Source organism: Desulfovibrio cuneatus DSM 11391 (assembly GCF_000430005.1).
In the GTDB taxonomy this organism is placed as follows: Bacteria; Desulfobacterota; Desulfovibrionia; order Desulfovibrionales; family Desulfovibrionaceae; genus Frigididesulfovibrio; species Frigididesulfovibrio cuneatus.
In genome coordinates this window covers 50,649-70,538 of sequence record NZ_AUCY01000014.1, presented here as the reverse complement: position 1 = coordinate 70,538, position 19,890 = coordinate 50,649, and the positions used below count along the sequence as shown (strand labels likewise).

General features: G+C 53.9%; 18 protein-coding genes. 11 read left to right on the top strand and 7 right to left on the bottom strand.

Going from position 1 to position 19,890, the window contains the following annotated elements; genetic code table 11:
* Positions 1 to 160: 160 nt before the first annotated feature.
* Both G497_RS0103615 and G497_RS0103610 read right to left on the bottom strand, forming a co-directional pair.
* Positions 161 to 1,510 carry a phosphoglucose isomerase-related protein gene (locus G497_RS0103615; RefSeq protein ID WP_027187119.1) on the bottom strand — a complete coding sequence of 450 codons (1,350 nt, stop codon included), beginning with the start codon at positions 1,508 to 1,510 and terminating at the stop codon, positions 161 to 163.
* A 405-nt stretch (positions 1,511 to 1,915) separates the two neighbouring features.
* Positions 1,916 to 3,088 carry a pyridoxal phosphate-dependent aminotransferase gene (locus G497_RS0103610; RefSeq protein WP_027187118.1) on the bottom strand — a complete coding sequence of 391 codons (1,173 nt, stop codon included), beginning with the start codon at positions 3,086 to 3,088 and terminating at the stop codon, positions 1,916 to 1,918.
* 552 nt (positions 3,089 to 3,640) lie between these two features.
* Between G497_RS0103610 and sfsA the strand changes: the two genes are divergently transcribed.
* From sfsA to fliQ, 11 genes are all read left to right on the top strand, one after another.
* The gene (sfsA, locus tag G497_RS0103600; protein WP_051257807.1) at positions 3,641 to 4,402 is read left to right on the top strand and encodes a DNA/RNA nuclease SfsA; all 762 of its coding nucleotides are present in this window, start codon (positions 3,641 to 3,643) and stop codon (positions 4,400 to 4,402) included.
* Between the two features lie 434 nt (positions 4,403 to 4,836).
* Entirely contained in the window at positions 4,837 to 5,763 is a 927-nt protein-coding gene (gene era, locus G497_RS0103595) for a GTPase Era (protein ID WP_027187116.1), read from the top strand.
* Between the two features lie 11 nt (positions 5,764 to 5,774).
* Entirely contained in the window at positions 5,775 to 6,596 is an 822-nt protein-coding gene (locus G497_RS0103590) for a YggS family pyridoxal phosphate-dependent enzyme (RefSeq protein ID WP_051257806.1), read from the top strand.
* A gap of 381 nt (positions 6,597 to 6,977) precedes the next feature.
* Complete coding sequence (locus G497_RS0103580) at positions 6,978 to 7,739, top strand: motility protein A (RefSeq protein ID WP_027187114.1); 762 nt, start codon at positions 6,978 to 6,980, stop codon at positions 7,737 to 7,739.
* A gap of 2 nt (positions 7,740 to 7,741) precedes the next feature.
* Complete coding sequence (locus tag G497_RS16585; RefSeq protein WP_051257805.1) at positions 7,742 to 8,608, top strand: OmpA/MotB family protein; 867 nt, start codon at positions 7,742 to 7,744, stop codon at positions 8,606 to 8,608.
* Positions 8,609 to 8,610: 2 nt separating this feature from the next.
* Positions 8,611 to 9,339: an OmpA/MotB family protein gene (locus G497_RS0103570; RefSeq protein ID WP_027187113.1), complete on the top strand. Its 729-nt coding sequence runs from the start codon at positions 8,611 to 8,613 to the stop codon at positions 9,337 to 9,339.
* 21 nt (positions 9,340 to 9,360) lie between these two features.
* Positions 9,361 to 9,852: a flagellar basal body-associated FliL family protein gene (locus G497_RS0103565; protein WP_027187112.1), complete on the top strand. Its 492-nt coding sequence runs from the start codon at positions 9,361 to 9,363 to the stop codon at positions 9,850 to 9,852.
* Positions 9,853 to 9,929: 77 nt separating this feature from the next.
* Positions 9,930 to 10,454 carry a flagellar motor switch protein FliN gene (gene fliN / locus G497_RS0103560; protein WP_027187111.1) on the top strand — a complete coding sequence of 175 codons (525 nt, stop codon included), beginning with the start codon at positions 9,930 to 9,932 and terminating at the stop codon, positions 10,452 to 10,454.
* A gap of 4 nt (positions 10,455 to 10,458) precedes the next feature.
* Positions 10,459 to 11,058, top strand: a complete 600-nt coding sequence (locus G497_RS18935) for a FliO/MopB family protein (protein ID WP_051257804.1) — start codon at positions 10,459 to 10,461, stop codon at positions 11,056 to 11,058.
* A 103-nt stretch (positions 11,059 to 11,161) separates the two neighbouring features.
* Positions 11,162 to 11,905, top strand: coding sequence for a flagellar type III secretion system pore protein FliP (gene fliP / locus G497_RS0103550; RefSeq protein ID WP_051257813.1), 744 nt, complete (start codon positions 11,162 to 11,164; stop codon positions 11,903 to 11,905).
* Between the two features lie 73 nt (positions 11,906 to 11,978).
* Complete coding sequence (fliQ, locus tag G497_RS0103545; protein WP_027187109.1) at positions 11,979 to 12,260, top strand: flagellar biosynthesis protein FliQ; 282 nt, start codon at positions 11,979 to 11,981, stop codon at positions 12,258 to 12,260.
* Between the two features lie 126 nt (positions 12,261 to 12,386).
* Here the strand turns inward: fliQ and G497_RS0103540 are convergent, their stop codons facing one another.
* The 5 genes from G497_RS0103540 to flgL form a co-directional block, all read right to left on the bottom strand.
* A complete protein-coding gene (locus G497_RS0103540) occupies positions 12,387 to 13,901 on the bottom strand; it encodes a hypothetical protein (RefSeq protein ID WP_027187108.1) in 1,515 nt (504 codons plus the stop codon).
* 444 nt (positions 13,902 to 14,345) lie between these two features.
* Entirely contained in the window at positions 14,346 to 17,048 is a 2,703-nt protein-coding gene (locus G497_RS18930) for an ATP-binding protein (RefSeq protein WP_051257803.1), read from the bottom strand.
* Positions 17,049 to 17,295: 247 nt separating this feature from the next.
* Positions 17,296 to 17,760, bottom strand: a complete 465-nt coding sequence (fliW, locus tag G497_RS16565) for a flagellar assembly protein FliW (RefSeq protein ID WP_034636428.1) — start codon at positions 17,758 to 17,760, stop codon at positions 17,296 to 17,298.
* Positions 17,736 to 17,975, bottom strand: coding sequence for a carbon storage regulator CsrA (csrA, locus tag G497_RS0103510; protein ID WP_027187107.1), 240 nt, complete (start codon positions 17,973 to 17,975; stop codon positions 17,736 to 17,738). The genes fliW and csrA overlap by 25 nt, the downstream gene beginning before the upstream one ends.
* A 178-nt stretch (positions 17,976 to 18,153) precedes the next feature.
* Positions 18,154 to 19,698: a flagellar hook-associated protein FlgL gene (gene flgL, locus G497_RS0103505; protein WP_034636425.1), complete on the bottom strand. Its 1,545-nt coding sequence runs from the start codon at positions 19,696 to 19,698 to the stop codon at positions 18,154 to 18,156.
* Positions 19,699 to 19,890: the final 192 nt, after the last annotated feature.

Here is a 19,890-nt window from a genome sequence, read left to right as displayed (position 1 = left end):
CTCCCCAAGCCCCTCCGCCAAGGGCATGATGCCCTTGGAACCCCACCTTTACGTTCAGCTTTTCGCAGAGCGAAAAACTGAACGCTAATGGGGGTCAAGGGGCGTCACGTCCCTTGCAGGGGGTTGGGGGACAGCGTCCCCCAAGAAACGTAATATTTTTTTAAATAGTATCCACGTCTTTGCCCTGCTCGGCCATAAACCGGGCCAGGGCTTTTTCTTCTTCTGCGTAGCCGGGGGCACCCAGGCGGGCATTGGCAAGGCGCTTGCCAAGTTCCACCGCAGGTTGGTCCAGGGGGTCAATGTCCAGTAGCCAGCCAGTGAACACCGTGGCGGCCATGGCAAGCTGCATAAAGCGGCCTGCGGCCTCTTCACCTGTGCCACCAAGGGCAAGGTGGGTAACGGGCACGCCACTTTGGGCCAGGGCCATGCGGGTGCCCAGGCCTTCGGCCTGGAGCAGGTCACCAAAGTGCTTGCCTTGCAGGTAGGTCCAGCGTGGCCCCAGTTCCGCAGGAAAGGCCCGGCCTTTATCCTGTGCGGCACAGCTAACAAACAGGCAGCCCTTGTCGCGGGGGCCATCCAGAAACATCTGGTTGGTGGAGTGCTGGTCGGTAACGCCCACAGCAGGCACAGGCAGGGAGCCTTTGCCCTGCTTGCCAAGGCTTTCAGCCCAGAGTTGGGCAAACCAAGCCCCCATGTATTGCCACTGGGGCACATAACAGAAAAAGAGTAACTGGCTGTAGTCTGCGCCCATAAGCGCTTCATTCCACAGGGCAAGGCGAAAGGCCGGGTGGGTTGCCAGGGTTTCCGGTTGTTCCAGCAAGCTGGTGGAAACCGCTGCCGCGCCGCTCAGCAGGGCTTGGTAGTCAATGCCCAAAAAGGCGGCAGGCAACATGCCCACGGCGCACAGCACGGAATAGCGCCCGCCCAGGTGGTCTGGCACGGGCAAGGTCATCAGGCCATGGGTTTCGGCTTCATGGCGCAGTTCACCGCAGGTGGCGTCTGTTACCAGCACCACATGCTGCTTCCAGGCATCCCCCAGGGCGTTTTGCAGCCATGCACGCACCAGAATGAACTGGGCCATGGTTTCAATGGTGCCGCCAGACTTGGAAACCACCACCACCACCGTGTCGTGTGGGGGTAGGTTGTGCATCAGGGCATCAAGGGCCGGGGCGTCAATGTTGTCTTCCACCCACAGGCACTTGCCAGTGTGGCCGGGCCAGTCTTGTTGGGGGTAAAAGGCTTTTTGCAAGGCCCGTGCCCCTAGGGCAGAACCGCCAATGCCCAAAAGCACCATGTGCTTGTACGGGGCAATGCGTTCCAGCACAGGGGGCAGGGCTTCTTCTAACGGTTTGCGGAATGACAGGGAGAGAAAAGGCAATGTGTCTGCCTGTAAATGGGCACGCAGCCGGGCAGCCAGGGATTGGGCCCTGCCAGCTTGCCGCAGGGTGGAAAAACCGCTTCCTTCCAGCCTGTGGGTGAATGAGTGTGACCAGTCCAGTATGTGTTTCATTGCTTTCCTTTTTTCCGCTTGGGCTTCGTGGAGATGTACAGGCAGCCAAGCTGCCCGTACCCTCCGCCCTCGCTCGACTTCCTTCCGCTTGGGCTTCGTGGAGATGTACAGGCAGCCAAGCTGCCCGTACCCTCCGCCCTCGCTCCACGGCTCGCTACGCTCGCGACTGCCGTCGGCTTTAGGGTGGGCTTTCTCCGCTTGGGAAATGCGCAGTTATTTCGTTTGGCAAGGCGCGAGTTTTTTTTGAAACGGCGGCTGACAATTCCGCAGGAAAGCGGAATTGGGCACCACCCGTAGGGTGGGAGCCGAAGGCCGAGGCCCAGGACGGGCCGAGTCAACTCTTCGGCCCTGCCCCCGTTGCAAAAATGCAAGCAACGCAGCCAAACGGAATAACTACGCGTTTCCCTAGCCGAACAGTGTTTTGCCGACTTTGGTCAAGGCGCTTTCCAGTGTTTCGTCGCTCACGGCATAGGAAAAGCGCAGGCAGTTGTCGTTGCCAAAGGCCGCTCCAGGCACGGCTGCAATGCCTGCTTTGTCCAGCAAAAAGGCGCACATGGCGGTGGAGTCTGGCATGGCTTTGGTAAAGTGGTGGTGCATGTCCGGGAAAATGTAGAACGCACCCTGGGGCCGGGGGCACAATACGTCAGGCCAGGTGTTTACAATGTCCATGGCTAGGTTGCGGCGGCGTTCAAAGGCTTTTTTCATCACTTCCACTTCCGCAAGACCGCCGCGCAGGGCTGCTTCTGCGGCTTTTTGAGCTACGGAACATACGTTGGAAGTAGACTGCCCCTGCAGGCGGGTCATGGCCTTGATGTAATCGGGGTGGGCCAGGGCATAGCCCACGCGCCAGCCTGTCATGGCAAAGGTTTTGGCTGTACCGTTCAGCACCACCACGTGTTCCGGGTTTTTCTCCCACATGGGGGCAAGGCTTAAGGGGGTTTTGCCATCGTACACAAGCTGGTCGTAAATTTCATCAGCCGCCAGCAACACGTTGTGGGCAATTGCCCAGGCGGCGATTGCTTCCAGCTCTTTTTGCGTGTAGCATGCACCTGTTGGGTTGGAAGGGGAGTTTAGCACCAGCATGCGTGTTTTGGGTGTGTGGGCTGCTTCCAACGCGGCAACGGAAATTTTAAACCCTGCCTCGGCAGTGCTGGGAATAATTACGGGTTTTGCCCCGGCCAGTTCCACCATAGGCGGGTAGCTCACCCAGTACGGTGCAGGAATAAGCACATGGTCGCCAGGGTTCAGCACGGCCTGAAACAGGTTGTACAGGCACTGCTTGCCGCCATTCCCAATGATAATGTTCTCCGGCCCGGCCTGCACCCCATAATGCTGCTTGAAGTAACCCGCTGCTGCGGCGCGTAAATCTGGTGTGCCCGGCACAGCAGTGTAGCGGGTAAACCCGGCATCAATGGCATTTTTTGCCGCGTCGCAAATATGCTTTGGGGTGGGGAAATCTGGTTCCCCCACGGAAAGGCTCAAAATATCGTGGCCTGCGGCTTTTAATTCCTGGGCTTTGGCGCTAATGGCCAGGGTGGCTGAAGGCTTAAGGTGTTGCACCCTGTCTGCAAGCTGCATAGAATTCTCCTTCCCATAGGTGGCAGAGGCAGGTGATACTAAGGAAACGCTGATTTATTTTGTTTGGCGGCGTTATACCCGTAAAGCCGACGGCAGTCGCGAGCATCGCGAGCCGTGGAGTGAGGGCGAAGGGTGAGGGTGAGTTAGCCACCCGCACATCTCCACGAAGCCCGAGCGGATAAGGAAACAGTCGAGGACGGAAGAGTTGACCCGGCCCGTTTTGAGCCTCGGCCTTCACGCCTGCTTCAAAAAAAAGCTCGTGCCTTGCCTAACGAAATAACTGAGCGTTTCCCAGATTTCATGTAATCGCATTTTCAACGGCTGCTATGTACACTGCACTGGGAACACCCCAGTGCAGGAATGCCCCATGTGGGGCAGCCAGCCTTATGCCCCTTGGTATCAGCTTACGGGCTGGTTGTAAATTCACCCGGCACGCTGCTTTGTGCCACGGGGTGCAAAAATGCTTCTTTTACACGGCCCATGCCCTGCCTTGTGGCTTGTTATTCCTTGTGCCACTTGGGCTTGGCACTTTAACCACACATTTATTTCATTATGAACAATTCTCAAAAAATTCCCCAACAACCACCTTTGCTGCCTATGCCAGCAGGGTGTGTTGTGGGCACATTGCAAGAACGGGTAAAGCGGTTTAGCGTGCGCTGCACTGTGAATGGCCAGGAAGTGTGGGCACATACCAACAATTCCGGCAGCATGCTGGGGCTTGTGCCCCAAGGAGTGCAGGTGTTGCTTTCCCCCGCTGCCAACCCTGCCCGCAAGCTGGCCTGGACACTGGAACTTATTGGCCTGCCCGGCGGGAAAGAGCCTGTGTGGGTGGGGGTGAATACCCAAACCCCTAACAGGCTCTTAAAGGCGGCCTTTTATGCCGGGCAACTGCCCTGGGCCGCTGGGTATACCCAGTTTTCGGCAGAAGCACGCTGCGGTGAAAGCCGTATTGATGCCCTGCTGCAAGGTGAAGGATTGCCCGACCTGTGGGTGGAGTGTAAAAATGTCACGCTGGTGGAAGATGGGGTGGCGGCGTTCCCAGATGCCGTAAGCACCCGGGCGCAAAAACATATGGGCACCTTGATGGAAAGGGTAGCTGCGGGCCAGCGGGCAGCTACTTTTTACTGCATTGAGCGGGGGGACGCGGCCTGCTTTGCTCCGGCAAGTTATGTGGACCCAGACTACTCCCGCCTGTTTTTGCAAAGCCTGAAAGCCGGCGTGGAGATGTACCCCCATGTGGTGCAGGCAGATCTGTCAGGAATTTGGCTTGGGCCTACACTGCCCCTTGCTCCCCTGGCCTATATTGGCGTATAACCCACCCAAGCGCGTTGTTGCCTAGGGAAATGCTGATTTATTCCGTTTGGCGGCGTTACTTCACTTTTTTTGAAACAGTCGAGGACGGAAGAGTCCACTCCTGCTTCAAAAAAAGTTCGTGCCTTGCCAAACGAAATAACTACGCATTTCCAAAATGCCATTTAATCATTGTTACCCTAGCGTTGTGTGTTGTGGCAGGTGCTTTTGTTGTAAAAATAAGGTCCTTGTTTTTACAGGATTTTGGGCTGGAAAGTGTGATTTTTAGCCCATTCGCACTACATTGAGCCACTGCAAACTTGAAAGAGCCACGTACTGGCGGGCAAGGTTGGCCACGCCTGGAGTGACTCGGGTAACGCACGCGATTATAACATTTTTTGAGCGAGGGTGCTGTTCCGTGAACAGCGCTTCATCGCTCCCAAGCAAGGATACTTATTATGTCAGAGACTCCGTTCCGCTGTGGTTGGGTTGCCCTTATGGGGCCGCCAAACGCCGGCAAATCTACCCTGCTCAATGTCTACCTTGGGCAAAAGGTCGCCATTGTTTCCCCCAAGCCCCAAACCACCCGGAACCAGATAACCGGCATTCTTTCTGAAAAAGATGCCCAGGTCATTTTTATGGATACCCCGGGCGTGCACCAACTGCGCGGCAAAATGAACCGCCTTATTGTGCAGTCTGCCTGGCAGGCCATGGAAGGGGCAGACGTTATTGCCATTATGATTGATGCAGACTATTACGCCCGCACGCCAGAAGCCCTTGCCCGCGACATTGGCCCCTTCATCAAACCCATTGAGGCAGAAACACGCCCCGTGTTTGTTATTGCCAACAAGGTTGATTTGTTGGGCGACAAGTCTTTGTTGCTGCCCCTGTTTACTACTTTGCATGAAAGCTGGCCCAAAGCAGAAATTTTCCCCCTTTCCGCACTTAAGGGTGAAGGCCTGCCCCAACTGCTGGAAGCCCTCAAAAAAGCGTTGCCAGAAGGTGAAGCCCAGTTCCCGGAAGACCAGCTTTCCACTGTGCCCACCCGGTTTATGGCTGCGGAAATTGTTCGGGAAAAGTTGTTCCTTTCCTTGAAGCAGGAACTGCCCTACCTTACCGCTGTGGACATTGAAGCCTGGGAAGAAGACCCGGTAACCGGACATGTGACCATTCATGCCGTTATTTATGTTGCCAAGGCCAGCCACAAGGCCATTGTTATTGGCCATGCCGGGCGGCATATTAAAGAAGTGGGGCAAAGCGCCCGCAAAGACATTATGGCCCTGCTGGGGTGCAAGGTGCACCTTGAGCTGTGGGTGAAAGTACGGGAAAACTGGGTGGACGACGTCTCCTTCCTGCATACCCTGGGCCTTGGTTCCCAGGTATAAGGCACTTGCCCATGTGTATGCCTGAAGAAGCCCAGCTCAAAGAGCGTTTTGATGTTGTGTGGGAAGCCTGCACCGGTGCTGCATTGCGTGCTGGGCGGGCCCCGCACGACGTGCAGCTAGTGGCTGTTTCCAAAACCTACGGGGCTGAACCTGTGGCCGCCATTGCCCGCCATTGGGCCGCGTGCCACGGGGCTAATTGCTCTGGGGCCGATTGCCTTGGTGGAAGTCCCCTTGTGTTTGGTGAAAGTTACATTCAAGAAGCGCTGGAAAAGCAGGTGACCGTTGCTGCCTTGTTGCAGGGGGGCAATGCCGCCCCTGCGGTGCAGCCCCAGTGGCACTTTATTGGGCACATTCAAAGCCGCAAGGCCAAGGAACTGCCGGGGCATTTTTCCCTGGTGCATTCGGTTGATTCCGTAAAGGTTGCCAAAGGCCTGCAACGCGGGTGGGAAGCCCAGGTGGCAGGCAAACCCGCACCGCTGCACGCCCCGGCCCCACAGCCCCAGGGGGTGCTTTTGCAGGTGAATATTGGCAGGGAACCGCAAAAAAGCGGGGTGGCACCGGAAGAGGCAGAAGCCTTGTGCCTTGCCGTTATGGGTTTTGCGGGCCTGCGGGTGGAAGGGCTTATGTGCCTGCCCCCTGCCAGTGCGGAAGGCGAGGGTGCCCGCCCTTATTTCCGTGCCCTGGCAGCCCTGCGTGAACAGATACGTCAAAATACGGGCCTTGCTTTGCCCCACCTTTCCATGGGGATGTCTGGCGATTTTACCGTGGCCATTGAAGAAGGGGCAACCCTGGTGCGGGTGGGGTCCAGTATTTTTGGGAGCCGTAAAAAATAACGGGCCATCTCTTTTTTCTGTTCTTCTCTTCTGAAAAAGGCTATTTATTGTGTGAATAGCCTTTTTTCTTAGTAGTTGTATATTCTGCTGTAGTGCCTTCCCCCTTATGGGTTTCCGCTTTAGGCCGATACAGTAAACAAGGCCCGGAATGTATTTTGTAGGTATATGACCATTACCTGTTAGGTTGCCACAGTGCCTTTTGGCATTGTATTTGGTATGGGCTGGCATGGGCTTTGCATTGCTATGTAAGGAAGCAGGAGGCGCATTTTGGCGCTTCCCGGGCAAAGCACGTAAAAGGCAATTTGCAATGGTCTTTTTGTAGGCAGGCAACACACAATAACGCAGCCTTTTCAGGCCGCACCACGCGCAAGGATAGCATTCATGGATTTAGCAACCCCTTTAGGGCTTGTGGTCTCCTTTGGGCTTATCACCGCAGCACTGCTTGATGGCGCAGGGGGCTTAGGCCTTTTTATTCACGGCCCTTCCATGCTTATTGTGCTTGGCGGCACCATTGGGGCAACGCTTACCCACTACCCCCTTGGTACGGTGCTCAGCACTGGCAAAATTATTGGCAAAACCTTTTCCAGCTCGTTACCCACCACCGACGATGTTATTGCCCAGTTTATTGATTATGCCAACCGCGCCCGGCGTGAAGGCATTCTGGCGCTTGAATCCATCGTGAATGGTATTGATAATGCCTATGTTAAAAAAGGGTTGCAGCTTACGGTGGATGGTATGGAGCCGGAAATTATCCGCTCTATTCTTGAAGCGGAAATAAGCAATGTGGAAGCCCGCCACGAAACAGGCATAGACCTATTGAGTGCTCTTGCGGCATATGCCCCGGCCCTGGGGATGATTGGTACCGTTATTGGCCTTGTGCAAATGCTGAAAAACATGAACGACCCTTCCTCCATTGGCCCTGCCATGGCCGTGGCCCTTATTACCACCTTTTACGGGGCGGTATTGGCAAACCTTGTGTTTTTGCCCATGGTGGGCAAGCTCAAGTGCCGTTCCAAGGAAGAAGTGCTCATTATGGAAATGCAGCTTGAAGGCATTGTGGGCATTTCTAAAGGCGAAAACCCGCGCATTATTCTGGAAAAGCTCACCAGCTTTCAGCCCTATTACCGGCGTAAAAAGGCATAGCAGTGGCAAGGGAAAAAAAGGAACGCGCGCCAGAAGGCCAACCTGCCTGGCTCATCACCTTTTCCGACCTCATGACCCTTTTGCTCACATTTTTTGTATTGCTTGTGAGCATGTCGGTGATTGATGAGCGGTACAAGCTGGAGGTGCTGGGTTCTGTGGCCCGCCAGTTTGGGGTGGGGGAAGCCTTTTTGAACCCAACTGCCCCTTCCGGTAAGCTGAATGTGCATGAACCCGGCAAAATGGACTTGCCCCCGGAAGACCTGGAACTGTTGCGGGATAAAATATTTGACGACAGTACCAAGGACTTGAATTTTCAGGAAAACAAGTACGTGCAAATCTTTTCCATCAATAGCGAGGTGCTGTTCCGTGAAGGGGCCACGCAACTGAGCGATAAAGGCATTGCCTTGCTGGATAAGCTGGTGCCGTACCTGTTGGAAATTCCTTACCCCCTGCTGGTGGCAGGGCATACCACCAACCTGCGCGACGAAGAAGGACGTAATTATATTGTGAGCTTTAGTCAGACGGTTATGGACGCTTCCTGGCTGCTTTCCCTGCGCCGGGCCATGGCCGTGTACAGCCACTTTTCCCTGCGGGGTATTCCCCCGGCCCGCCTTTCCCTGGAAGGGTTTGGGCAGTTTCGACCCAAAGCCAGCAACAACACCCCGGAAGGGCGCGCAGCCAACCGCCGGGTAGACCTGGTGCTGGACAAACGGAACCTTGAATGGGCCAAAAAAGTAGATCGCCTGCGGGAAAATGCCCCCCCGGAACAAACAGACCTGTATTTTAAGGGCTTCCGGTTTGACCTGACCATGCCAGGGCAGAACGCCACTTCGCGCGTTCCCCGAAACGTACTCCCAACAAGGCCCTGACCATGGCACGCCGCAAACGTAAAAGTTCCCCTGCATCCAGCGACGGCTGGCTGGTGACGTTTTCCGACCTTATGACGTTGCTGCTGACTTTTTTTGTGCTTTTGCTCAGTATGTCTTCCATGGACACGGTGGTCATTTCCCGCATTAGCGCCCACTTTGCCAACCCTTCCATAGACGCCACCGAAGCAGCAGGGCGCATTCCCGGCCGTGTTATGGAAGTGCTGGAACTGTTGCGCGACCCGGAAAACGTGCTGTTGCAGCAGGACCGCATTAAAGATTTGCTCTTCCCCTATGATGTGCTGCCGCCAGAAGTAACCACAGGGGACATTCAGGAAAACGTGCGCATTTTGCAGCACCCGGAAGGGGTGGTCATTGTTTTGACAAATGGGCTGTTGTTCCCGGAAGGTGCGGCAGAACTGACGCCAGTAGGGAAAAAGTTGCTTGAAGCGCTTTCTCCTGTTATTCTTGCTGTAGAAACGGATGTGAACATAAGCGGCCACACCGACAACATGGAAGCAGCAGGCCAAAACCCCTATGAACTTTCGGGTTTTCGGGCAATTGCTGTTTTGGAACGATTTTTGCTGTATCAAATCAAGCCGGACAGATTTTCGGTGAGCGGTTATGGGCCAGACAGACCAGTGGAGCCAAACAGCACCGCAGAGGGAAGGGCCAAAAACCGGCGTGTTGAAATTTTACTGAAGGTCAATAAGTGGGTTGGCGGTTACAGCTAACCGAAAATGTAAGGAGCGCATATGGCTGACGAGCAGGAACCCAAAAAAAAGAGCAAGCTGAAATGGCTTGTGTTAGTTTTTATCCTGTTGCTGCTTGGCGGCGGGGGGTATGCCGCTTGGCATTTTTACCTGGCAGATATGCTGAATAAAACAGAAGATGGCGGAAGCTCTGCTAAAAAAGTGTCTGCCGAAGCGAAAGTTTCTGGCATGAAAGGTACTGTGGTGCCCCTGCCCGTGTTCCGGGTGAACCTTGCAGACCCGCTTGGCAAGCGCTTTATCAAGCTGATGGTGGAGGTAGAAGCCGCCAACCAGGATGTTGCCGGTGAACTGGAAACCTACCAGGCCCCTATACGCGACGCCATTATTTTGCTGCTATCCAGCAAAAGCAATGCAGACCTGGCCACAGTGGAAGGCAAGCTGGTGCTGAAAAGTGAAATTACTGACCGTATCAACCAAATACTTGGCGGCCCCAAAGTGCTTCAGGTGTTTTTTACCGATATAGTTATTCAATAACGTAATTCCCCAGAGACTTTTACGTTACAACGTATGCGCCGGGCACACACTGCCGCACGGCCCCTAAGGAACATGACATGGCTGACGAACTGGATCAAGACTCCCTTGCTGCGGAATGGGCCGCTGCCCTTGAAGAAACCACCCCTGAACCACAAGCCAGCAAACCTGCTGCTGTAGTGCCAGACCCGGCCAACCTGGCCGATGAATGGGCTGCTGCCCTGGCGGCAGACGAGCAAACGGCAGTAAAAAAAGAGAAAGAGCAAACAGCGCTTTCTGCCCAGGCCAAGGTTGCCACCTTTGCAGACCTTACCGAAGAAGCAAAGGCCCCGCGCCCGGATTCACGCCGCGAGCTGGATTTTATTCTGGATATTCCCCTGGATGTTTCCGCTGAACTGGGGCGTACCCGCCTGCTTATTAACGAATTGTTGCAGCTTGGGCAGGGGTCTGTTGTTGAGCTGAACAAGCTTGCAGGCGAGCCGCTTGAGGTGTATGTTAACGGGAAAATGGTGGCCCGTGGTGAAGCCGTTGTTATTAACGAAAAATTTGGCATTCGCCTTACAGACATTATCAGCCCCATTGAACGGGTAAAGCAGTTAGGGTAATTACATGGCAGGCACTGGGTTTTCCCGTTTCAGGGCATTGTTCGCCGCTGCTGTTGCCCCTGTTGGGGGTGGCGCACTTTCGCAAACAGTACAGCAAACCCAGGGTGGGGGGCTGCCCCCTGCCCTGGTTGCCCCGCCCTTAGTGCCTGTTGCAGGGGCTGCTACCCCTGTTCCAGTTGCCCCTGCCGCCCCCACAACCGAAATTGTACGCCAGGGCGCGGAGAATATTTCTTCCGCCGTGCAAGGTGTGGGCGACCTGTTTTCCTGGAGCAGCTACCTGGAAATGGTAGGTATGCTGTTTTTGCTCCTGGCTGTGCTGTGGTTTGCCTTGTGGCTTATCAAGCGCCGGGCTTACAAGGCTGCTGGCGGGGCTGTACCTGCCATGTACATTGAAAGCCGTTTGCCCCTTGCCCCCAAAAAATGGGTGGTTATTACCCGGTTTATGAACACCCGGCTTGTGCTTGGCCTTACTGACAGTAACATAACCCTGCTTGCCGCGCTTGACGTGGAAACAGGCAAGCCAGCCCCACCAGACAAGGCACAGGGTGAAGCTGATTCTGCGTTTGCCGACTTTTTACGCAACAGCCAACCTCCCACACCCTAACCCCCAGGTGACCATGCGCCGTACCGCTAATTTTCGCCTTTGTTCTGTGCCCCCCCGGTTAACACCGGGCCGGGGCTTTTGCCTTTTATTTCTGCTGGTTGCCATGGCGGGTGCTTTGGCTGCGCTGCTGTGGCACCCAGGCGCTGCCCTTGCCGCGCAAGATGGTGCCGTGCCCAACTTGCAACTTACCCTTTCCGGTGGCCAAACGGAGCCAGAAAAAGTTTCCACTGCCCTGGAAATTATGTTTCTGCTCACCATTCTTTCCCTGGCACCTGCCATTGTGCTTACGGTAACCAGCTTTACCCGTATTATTATTGTATTCCACTTTATCCGGCAGGCCATAGGCATTCAAACGTTGCCCCCTAACCAGGTGTTGGCAAGTCTTGCCATTTTTATGACCGTTGCCATTATGATGCCCGTGGGAAAACAAATCAATACAGAGGCATTGCAACCCTACCTGGAAGAGCGCATTGGCCTTTCGGAAGCTGTGAAAAAGGCGGAACAGCCCTTGCGGGTCTTCATGTTCAAGCATACCAGGGAAAAAGATCTTTCCATCTTCTATACCATTACCCAAATGGAACGCCCAAATAACAAAGAAGAAGTGCCTACCACCACTCTTGCGGCGGCCTATATCATCAGCGAGCTGAAAACAGGGTTTACCATAGGCTTTTTGCTGTTTGTGCCCTTTTTGGTGCTTGATATGGTGGTGGCCAGCATATTGCTTGCCATGGGCATGATGATGCTGCCCCCCATGATGGTGTCATTGCCCTTCAAGTTGCTGCTGTTCGTAATGGTAGACGGTTGGACACTGTTGGTGGGCTCGCTGGTAAACAGCTTTTTGCTGTGATGCGATGAGTGTTTTTGATGCGGTGTTCTATTGTTAACGCCCGCCCTGTGGCTTTAAGGGAAGGATAGAGAGTATGACCCAGGACTTTGTTGTTGGCTTTGCCAAACAGGCCATTGAGCTGGCCTTGCTCCTTTCGCTTCCTATGCTGGGCATTGGCCTTGCTGTGGGCCTTGCGGTCAGTATTATTCAAACCGCTACCCAAATTCAGGAACAAACCCTGACCTTTATTCCTAAAATTGTGTCCATTTTTTTGGCCCTGCTGTTCTCGTTTCCGTGGTTGATGGATAAAATGCTCCGGTTTACGCACACGGTGTTGACGGAGTTTCCGCTTTATATTCGTCTTGACGGCAGTTGAAACATAGCCAAACGAAAGAAATCAGCGTTTCAATAACACAGCCCCCTGTTAGCCTTATGGGCCAGCAGGGGGCTGTGTTGTACCTCAACAGTTTGCAAGCAGGCTGTGGAGGTTTTTTGTCGTTGGTTACTTGGCAGCAGGGGTAAAGCTGCTTTCAAGGCCTTCAGTTACTTCACCAAAGGCAGCCGGAGCAATGGGGGTTTTGGGGGCAAACTTCATTTCAAAGCGCCCTTGTTCCAGTATTGCACGGGAAAGGTTGGTAGCCATGGCTGTTACAGCTTCACTTGTGCCGGGTTTTACGCGGTTCAGGTCTTGGGCTGTGTCTTCGCGCAGGGCCTTGGCGGTGGCTTCCAGCACTTCAGGGGCAGCAAGGCCCACCATTTGGGTGGCAATTACTTTGCTTGCCAGGTCCACAATGCCTTTGTTTTCAAAGCTCATGGTCAAGGAATGCAGCTTGGAACCATCCAGGGCAGCCAGGGCTTCTTCTTGCAGCATGGCAGAAGGGCTGGTTATGGCCGCGCTCAGGGTAGCAGTGCCAAGGTTTGGTTCTTGCACCTGGGCATTGCGCAGGGTCAAGGCCACTGTTTTTGCAGCGTCATCGGTGTTGTAATCCACACCAACGCTGGCGCTAATGTCCAGGGGCATACCGTGCAGTTGCTTGAAGCCGGGCACAAGGTGTGCCACAAGTTCGCCGGGCAGCACAAGATTACTTTGGGTGAGATCAAATGTTCCGTTGCTTGCACGCAGGTTCGCTTTCATGGTCCACCCAGCGGCGGTAATGGGCTCTTTGCTGACCATGGGCATGAACAAGGAGACGCCTTTAATGGCGAAGTTGCTAAATTTAAAGGGGTTTTTGTTCAGTTCGTTCATCATGTCTTGCTCTGTGGCATTTTCGCCAAGGGCGAGAATGGCGAACAGGTTGGGCATGGCCATGTCTTGCATTTCTATGCTCTGGATGGAGAATTTGCCAATAGGGCCAGCGTCCAGAACCATGTTTTGCAAGGAACCTTTATCAGCGGAAAGCAGGCCGGCGTTGGTGGCCGAAAAGGAATCCACCGTCATGTTAATGGCAACAAAGGGCGTGGAAATTTTGTTGGTATAGCCTTTGCCTTGCATGGTGCCAATGCGCAGTTCTTGGAGGGGCTTTTGCAGCGTATCAAGAATTTTAATCATTTCCTGTTCATTCTGCGGGGTGGGGGCGTTGGTAGCAGCAATAAAGGCCTGCACATCGGCGTGAACATCCGTGACTGATATTACAGCATAGCCACCCTGCATGGGCAGTTGTGTTTGGGGGTCTTTCAGGGTCCATGCCAGGTTTTGCGCTTCTGCCATGGAAAGAATGCGCTGGGTGCCCGGGCGGGTTATAGCGGTAAGGTCACCCGCTTCTACCACCACGGTATCGGCTGTTATCTGCTGGTCGTTTGCCCCGTTGGGAATAAACTTGACGCCAGTAAGGGTAATGCGTTTTGCTATGGCGTCAGCTTCCGCGGTGGCATAGGTAAGGGTGCCGGGAAGTTTTGCCGTAGCTTCTTTGAATTCATTAAGCAGTTGCTTGTCCAGCATGGGTTTTCCTAAAAAAACACCACCGGCAACAAGAAGGATAACAACCGCAATTAGTATGTTGCGTTTCTGAGAACTCATGGGGAATCTCCCTTGGTAAAATTCATGCCTTTGTAAAAAAGACGTTGTTGTAAAGCGTGTACCGGGGCAGCGTGTTTGCAGCGGCACGTGGGTACTGCCATTCCAGTATAAGCAAAAAAAGTGGCGTGCATCCTTTGGCAGGCTAAGCAGCCCTACACCAACCACAGGGGTGAAGGAGCAGTGCTTTTCCTGTACGTGAAAAGGCTTGCTTTGCCAAGTGTATTTAAGGAATCGTTGATGAAGGCCCTTGCAAATTGTATTTTGTAAGGGCCTTGTGATGTGCTAGATTGGCAGTTTTGGATAAGACTGTGTGGAATAAATGGTAATTGGGAAACGCTGCGTTATTTCGTTTGGCAAGGCACGAGTTTTTTTTGAAGCAGGAGTGGACTCTTCTGTCCTCGACTGTTTCATAAAAAAAGGAGTAACGTCGCCAAACGGAATAACTCAGCGTTTTCCCAACCAGTGTTCCAGCGCTTTATGAAGCTTTTCTATGCTTATGGGCTTGATAAGGTGGTCGTTCATGCCCGCAGCCATGCTTTTTTCCCTGTCTTCACGCATGCCGTGCGCGGTAAGGGCAAGAATGGGAACATTGCGTATGCTTTCCCTTCCTTCGGAGCGTATTTTTTTGGCAGCGTCAAGGCCGTCCATCAGGGGCATTTGAATGTCCATAAGAATAATATCCACATCTTGCGTTTGCAAAATTGTGACCGCTTCCAGGCCATTGTTGGCAATCACCACAGAAACCCCCAGGGAATCTAGCATGGCAATGGCAATTTCCTGGTTAATGTCGTTGTCTTCTACCAGCAGCGCCCGTGTGCCCAGCAGCGGCTTGGGCATATCTTTCTGCACAGGGGGGGGAGTTTCTATGTCCGGGGTAGCCTGCCATACAGGCTGTTTGTCCGGGGTGGGCTGTTGGTCTGTAATGCGGGGTGGGCCTTGTTCAAAGTCGAAGGGGTAATGTTCCTCGCACCGGCGGAAGGGCACGGTGAATGTGAAGATGCTGCCAACGCCCACCTCACTTTCCACATGCAAAGCGCCACCCATCATTTCCACCAGCTCCTTGCACAGCACAAGCCCCAGGCCTGCACCGCTGAAGCGCCTGGCACTGTAAGTGGTGGTTTGGCTGAATGCCTTGAAGATGTTTCCCAGGTTTTCAGGGGGAATGCCAACGCCCGTGTCATGTACGACAAAACGAACATACTCATATTCCGGGGTTTCCCTGGTCAAAACAGCCTTCAGGTGGACCCGCCCTTCATTGGTAAAGCGTATGGCGTTGTCGCACAGGTTGGCAAGCACCTGGCCAAGGCGGCTGCCATCTCCCTTCAGGTAGTGGGGAATATTGGGGTCTATGGTTATTTTAAAAGTGACCTTTTTGGCTTTGGCCTGGTCTGCGTAAGCTTCTTCCACCTGATGCAGGATTTTTTCCAGGGCAAATGGCGTGGGGAACAGTTCCAGCGTGCCGGAGCGCAGGTGGGAAAAGTCGAGAATACTGTTGATAAGCCGTAACAGGCCGTGGGTGGCATTCTGAATTTTGAAGAAATAGCTGGCGAACGGTTCGGCAGGCTGTTTGCCCAGAGCAACGTGGGAAAAACCGAGAATACAGTTGAGCGGGGTGCGCAGTTCATGGCTCATGCGGCCAAGAAATTCGCTTTTAGACTGGCTGGCCTGTTCTGCCTGGCGCTGTACATCCAGCATGGCTTCTTCGGTTCTGCGTTGCAGGCGTCTGTCCCGCACATAGGTAAGAACGCGCTGCGGCGTGCTGTTGTGCAGGAAAATGTGGGTAAGCTCGCAGGGCAGCGCCATGCCGGAAAGGGTGCGGAAGGTGTATTCTTCGCGGTAACGGTCAAGCTGGGAGGCGGTTTCAAAAATATCGTCGCGGGCTTTTTTGTCTGGCAGGCCTAAAAGTTTGCCATTGGCTATCATTTGCTCAAGCGATTCAGCTTCCAGCAGGAACAGCATGCCAGGGCTGGCGGCAAGCAGTTGTTCCCGGGTCCAGAGGAAGTAACCATCAAGGGAAGCTGTGAACACTGCCCGCATGACTTCTTCCATTTCGCGCTTGTCTTCCACGCTGTGGGCCAGGGAATGGGTTTGGGAAGACATGGAACCAAAGGTGCTGTGCAGGGCTGCAAGGTGGCTGGCAATGTCGGAAAATTCTGTAATAAGCGAAGGGGGCGGCGGCGTTGGGGCCTGGGAGTGCAGGGTGGCCGTTGTATTGGCTACCCAGCGAAGTGGGGCTGCTATAAACAATATGCCCACAAGCAAAAGGAGTAACAAAAAGGCTACGGCAGTGTAAAAAAAGGTGTGCAGCACTTGCACGGTAGCAGCGGAGCTGTTGTCCAGCATTACCAGGGCAATGGCTGCATTGCCATCCACAGGGGAAGAAAGTTCCCCCAACACGCTTTGCAGGCTTATGTCGATGCTGGTGGCCAAGCGCTCCACTTTGCGTTCAACAGCCTGCAAAGCGTTCAGGGTTTCTTGCTGCTTGGTGTAAGCCGTGATGAATGCACGCAGATTTTGCTGCACCGTTTCTGCCTGTGCAGGGGAGCGTTCTTGCAACTGCGCGGCCAGTTCGTTTACCTGGGCAATTTGCTGCTGGGTGTGCCCTTGGGGAACTTCTGTGCCTTGGCCCACGGCTTTGGTTGTGGGGGGAGAAAGCCAAAGGCCCAGCAGGGTTTCACGGGCTTTTGCGTCTTGGGCCAGGGCAATGAGCTTTTTAAGGCCCAGGTTTGCCTGTTTTGTTTGGGTGCTGGCTGCCAGGAACAGCATTTCGCTTTCTTCACGCAGGTTAGCAGCAGTGGTAATAAGGGTGGCCGTTTGGGCCAGCTCCTTGCCCAGGGGGGTGTTGTTGCCAAGGGTGCCCACGTAGGAAAGGACACTGGCTACTGCTTTTGCCCTGTGCTGGGAATTGGAAGAAGTAAACACAATGTCTGCATTGTGCTGCATTTCATAGGCGCGGGGCAGGGTGGCCCTTTCCTGCACGCCACTTTTGTGGAGCATGTTCAGGGCTGTTGCCTGCTCACTGGCTGTTGTCAGGCCACGTTCATACAGGCTGGCCAGAAAAACCAGCGGGATGCAGGCCAGCAGCACGAAAAAAAAGCGGCTGCCAATAATAGCCAAGAATGAGCCAAGGTGGGGGCGTTGCTTCATGGGGAGTTCCGGTACAAAAGTGCAGCAAGTGGACCTGATGCGTGCGAATAGTATGTTGTTTAGCATGGGGCTAAAGTAAGTTCAAGCATTTAACTATTGCACGGCGCATTGCGGCTGCAAATTTTCAGTATGGCCGAAAACACAAGAAGCGCTGCCCCCAAGACCTTGTGTGGTGGCATGGGGGCAGCGTTTCTTGTGTTTGCCTATAAAACCGCTGATTACAGAGTATTATACTAAGTCAACGCTTTTACGCGGTTTCTACTGTGGCAGTAACTGTGTGTACGTGAACTCTGCCGGGGTTCAGCCCGTCCATTTGTGGCACTTGCAGGCCCAAGCGTTCTGCATGGTTAATAAGAATGGGGCCCGTCAGGTTCAGGGTTGTTTCTTCTGGCTTGCCCGGGGGAATGGACACGGTAACAAGCACCGCCAAATCTTTCTGGCTTGAGGCTTTCAAGGCTTTTTGGGCACGCATGTCGGCTTGAATGGTGTATTCGCTTACAAAGCTGAATGGGTCTGCCACCAAAAAACCAAGATCAGGCTGTTCCATGCTCTGCAAAAGTAAAAATGGCGCGCCTTCCTTGATTTCCAGCAACACAAAGTCGTGCTGGTCGGTATAGCCCACCAGGCCTTGCGGGAAATGGATGACTTTTTCCAGAGAAATTTCACGTTCGCCAAGGCGAGACATGATTATTTTTTTATTGGAGTGTGCCATAGTGCTGCTGCTGCTAAAAGGTCATTGTTACTGGCAAGCATGGCCTGCCTGTTTTCATTCTTGACACGAAGGTATACTTCTTCACGGTAAACCACGGTGTCGTCTGGAACGATGATACCGAGCTTTGCCTGCTTGCCTTGAATGCTGAGTACGGTGATTTTGATAGAATCACCGATGTGCAGGCTCTCACCCGCCCTGCGTGTAAGGATAAGCATAGGGTTTCCTGGGCTTCAGTGGATAATGCAAATAAAATCTCCCCTTCCTTGTTTATCTATACCGGGAAAAAACAGATTAAGGCAAGCCCGGTGTTTTGACAGCCTGTAGGCGCTTCAGGTGGAAGTGCTGGCATGGGCCTTGGTATTATCGTTCAAAGGCCCATACTGTGCGCAACTGTTACAGGAAGTTTACAAGGCTCATTTGCATTACCATGGAAGCAGACTTGAGCACGCTGTTGTAAGCAAGCTGCTGCTGGGCCATGCGCGTGGTCAGTTCTGTCAAGTCCACATCTTCAACAGCGGAAAGGCCGTCTTCTTCACTGTAGCGGCGCATGGTAATGTTTTGCTCGGCTGCGGTAAGGCGGTTTTTCCTGCCACCAGCGTCGGCTGCGGCGTTGGTAAACTGGGTAAGGGCAGCCTTCAGTTCCGGCAGGCTGTCTTGCATACCCTTCTGGCTGTTGGTTTCAGCATAGCCAATAAGCTTGCCAATGGCTTCAAACAAATTGGCCTGACCTGGCACCACCGTGGGGTAGCCGGGGCTAACGCTTGGGTCCGGGTCTTTGTACATGCCCCCGAACGCGTTCATGCCCACCATGTTCAGGTTAATGGAGTCAGACTCTGAAATATTCAGATTGATGTCTGCCCTGCGTGGGTGCACCACAAACTGGTCGCCAGCGGTGATGTTACCGTCCAGGTTCAGGTAGCCACCCGGCAACGGCAGGTTTGTTTTGGTGCCGTTCATGGAAGCTGTGGCCTGGGTCCAGTTGGCACCGTCGTCTGTGCTGTAAGAATAGGTAACAACGCCACCTTCAATTTTATCAATGCGGGCAGCTACGTCGCGGGTGAAGTAGCCGTCTGCGGAGGAAGTAACCGTGTTGGCCGTTGCCCCATAAGGGGTAATAACCTCTGTGCGGTTGTCGTCTCCCTTGTAAATGGCTGTTGGGCGCACATACATCCAGGTGCCGTTGTTGGAATCTTTGTCTATGGCCGTATTCACGGTGGTTACCTGGCTTGTGCCGTTCATAACCACGCCAACCCCGCCGGCATTAATACGAATTTGCCCCGGGTTATAAGGGGGGCTTATGCCTGTGTCTACAGTGGCGTTTTGCCATGTTTTGCCTCCATCTGCACTGTAACGGTAAGTAGCATCCTGGGCGTTAAGCGTGGTGCCAGGGGCTGCTGGCCCAACAGCTTGAATGAGCACTGTTTTGGCGCTGTCGCCGTCCACGTGGAATTGTTCTGTTGCCAGGTTGGGGTCCACAGTGGTTACGCCAAGGCCCAGGGCATAGGGGGGCGTGTCGGTTTTGTGCCCGGCAAACACATACCGGCCGTTAAAGCTGGTGTTGGCCCGGTTCAACAGTTCCATGAACATGCCGCGCAGGTCTTGGGCAATTTGCTGGCGGTTGTTGGCGTCATAGGTACCGTTGGAACCCTGTGTGGCCTTTTCCAGAATGGCGGATATGGGCGAGGTGTCGGAAAGCACCTTGTCCATGGTGTTTATCCAGCCCTTGGCTGTATTGATATTGCTTTGAAACAGGTCAAGCCTGTCCAGTGTTGTTCTGAACGAGAGTACACGCCCAGTTCCCACCGCGTCGTCTGAAGGACGGTTGATTCTTTTTTGCGATGCGCTTTGAATGTTGGAATCCATCAGGGATGTAAGGGTACTGTTCATGTTTTGCACATGCGTGTTGTACATCATGCTTTGGGTAATTCGCAGAGCCATGTCTCTCTCCTTGGTAGCCGGAAAGGTTCATGTGGTGTTCCGGCAAAATTTTCCCACTGCGGTTGTGTTTGGTGTGGGTGTAGAATGATAAGCAAGAATGGTTCCAAACTGAATGGAAAGGGGGGGTGGCCTATTTTTTTACGTACCTTCCCCTAGTGGAACCCCCTTGCCCTCCATGGCTAAACAAGGTAT